We start from the raw sequence: 2,675 nt of genomic DNA, 5'->3' as shown, positions 1-2,675 counted from the left end.
AAAATCCTTTGCCGCAGCTGTAGGAGCAGGACAAGACAAAATTATCCTTTTGGTTCTTGACCGCGCTGGATGGCATATGAGCGAGAAAGTTGAGTTACCATTAGGCATCTTTTTTGAGCCTTTACCTCCTTACTCTCCCGAATTACAACCAGCCGAGAGACTTTGGGCTTTGGCTGATGAGCCTTTGGTCAACAAGAGCTTTGAAACTCTTGATGCTTTGGAAGTGGTTCTCGCTCAACGCTGTCATGTTCTTGCACAAATGCAACCTCAAATTCAAGCTTTGACTAACTATCATTGGTGGCCAGATCCAGAAGTTTTCAAGGCTGGTTAAAACCTCTTTGTATACAATGGCTAATAACTACGGATTTGGTATCATTTCTTAAATTGCACTTCGTGGGGGCTTCGCTAGTTCTGCCCCTAATAGTAGTATAAGTGTTGAATTCAAGGGCAAGGCTCTCTCGCGTGAGAATCAAGATTTAATGAATCCATTAAAGAGAGCCTTAACTTCTTAAGAAGTGTTAAAAATAGATTGAGACGATTGTTTTTCTACAGATTACCGCGCTCAACTCTTGCGTTCAGAGTGCTTGAGGAAATCCATGTTGGCTCATCATTAACGAAGAACTAAGGAGTGTTACTTTGAATGTTCCAATTTCCCTAATTATTACGGTTTATAACCGAGAACGTTATCTGGCCAAAGCCATTGAAAGTGTTTTAGCTCAAACCCTGACCGATTTTGAGTTGCTGATCCTAGATGATGGGTCAACTGATGGGAGCGTTGAAATCGCTCGTCATTATGAAAAACAAGACAATCGCATAAAAGTCATCGTCGCACCCCATACAGGACGGGGACAAGCACTTTATGATGCAATAGCGATAACCACTGGCAAGTATTTAGGCATTGTCGATAGCGACGACTTACTTGCACCCACCACTTTAGCCGAAACGGCCCACCTGTTAGACCAACAGCCAGACGTGGGAATGGTTTACACAGATTATCTCGTCATCGACGAAAAAGGGACAGTATTAGGATTAGGCAAACGCTGTAAGATTCCTTATTCTTCAATGGGGCTGTTAGTTGATTTTATGACGTTCCATTTCCGTTTAATTCGACGTTCGGCTTATAAACAGGTGGGCGGAGTCAATCCAGAATTTAAAGCCGCGCAGGATTATGATTTATGCCTGCGTCTCGATGAAGTTACTAAAATCGCACATTTCAAAAAACCGCTTTATTATTATCGTACTCATCAAGACAATATTTCTCATCTCCTCCAACTCGAACAAATTCAATTTACCCAAATGGCGATCGCTCAGGCTTTGCAAAGGCGCGGACTGTCTGAAAAGTTGGTTTTAGAAGTTGAAGTCCAAGCACAATATCGATTACGCCCTCTAACAAGTGCCGCTAGGAACACTTAAAGTTAACTTGTGGCGATTACGGTTGCCTTACCGTTAAAGTTAATGTTACCTTTAGCCTCAATCGAACCCAACAAAGTGGAGTTGCCATTATATCTAAAGTTTCTCGCTGTCACAAAAGAGCCTCGACATTGAGAAGAACCATTAAAGTTAATTTCACCTTGTGCCACGACACGCAAGTTGCTAGACGCATCAGTAGTGGTCGAGCCATTAAAATTAATACTGCCGTTGCTATTGGCATTAGCCAGCAAAGAAGAACCACTAAAACGGGCATTAGAGTTCATTTGTATTGAACCTGAAGCAAACAGGGAAACATTGTTCGCTTGCACTCCAGACAAATTAATATTACCATTATTGGTTACAAACATGACATTATTAAGGGCGTGTCCATTGCCGTTAAAGTTCAAATCGCCCTGCTCTATAATAATTACTAGATTACTCAAAGTAACATTGGCGGGAACATTTAATCCCCCATTAATGACCCGTACCACAGTGGGTTGATTCGCCGTACCACCCCCTGGAAATCGATTTGTCCAATCAGATGCCGAGTTAAGTGGATTATTTTGAACATTAAAGGTGACGGTAGGAGTACCAGTGGGGACACGACGGGCGGTTTCTTGATTAATGATGCTGGTGTAACTGGGAACAACTACTGTTTGTGGTTCAATTACTTGGGGTGGTATAAGATTAGAGTAAAGGTTTGTATTAGCATTAATGACATTGTAGCCAGGTGCTACGGTTACGGCACGGTCAATCAAGACTAGCTTACCATTAGCATCACGAATTGGATTACCCTGTGCATCACGACGCACTGGTAAAGTGGGATTACCATTGATGGTAAAACCACGACCAGCATAGATGCGAGCATCATCATTAAGATTCAATGGGTCGCCGTCAAAGTCGCTACTACCATTAATTGTGACTGTGCCTTCCGCTTTAATGGCAAACGGTAAGCTTGCTGGATCATTATCGATGATGGTTGCCACACCCATTGTATCAGCGATCGTTGCATTAGTAGCATTGGTCAGATTGATGGAGAAGGTTTCGCTTGCTTCATGGATCTGATCTCCGATAATAAATACTGAAATGGTTTGGGTCGTTTGACCGGGGTTAAAAGTTAGAATGCCATTAGTTGCCGTATAGTCGTTTCCAGCCGTAGCGGTACCATTTGCTGTACTATAATTGACGGTTACGGTCTGACCACTAGCCGCAGAAAGACTGACGGTAAAGGTGGCGGTTGTCATGCCGCTATTTCCCTCGGTTAA

3 protein-coding genes are annotated in these 2,675 nt (G+C 42.9%); 2 read left to right on the top strand and 1 reads right to left on the bottom strand.

Annotation, left to right across the window (positions count from 1 at the left end; genetic code table 11):
- Both C7H19_RS24970 and C7H19_RS24965 read left to right on the top strand, forming a co-directional pair.
- A partial coding sequence (locus C7H19_RS24970) for a transposase (protein ID WP_181280643.1) occupies positions 1-331 on the top strand: 331 nt, incomplete at its 5' end.
- A 305-nt stretch (positions 332-636) separates the two neighbouring features.
- Positions 637-1,413 carry a glycosyltransferase gene (locus C7H19_RS24965; RefSeq protein WP_106459604.1) on the top strand — a complete coding sequence of 259 codons (777 nt, stop codon included), beginning with the start codon at positions 637-639 and terminating at the stop codon, positions 1,411-1,413.
- A gap of 2 nt (positions 1,414-1,415) precedes the next feature.
- Here the strand turns inward: C7H19_RS24965 and C7H19_RS24960 are convergent.
- Positions 1,416-2,675 (bottom strand): Calx-beta domain-containing protein (locus C7H19_RS24960; protein ID WP_281261738.1); only part of this gene is annotated, 1,260 nt, incomplete at its 5' end.

It is taken from the genome of Aphanothece hegewaldii CCALA 016, assembly GCF_003007785.1.
Taxonomy (GTDB): domain Bacteria; phylum Cyanobacteriota; class Cyanobacteriia; order Cyanobacteriales; family Microcystaceae; genus Chroococcus; species Chroococcus hegewaldii.
Note: the sequence above shows the minus strand (reverse complement) of the source record. Positions and strands in the feature narration are given on the sequence as shown.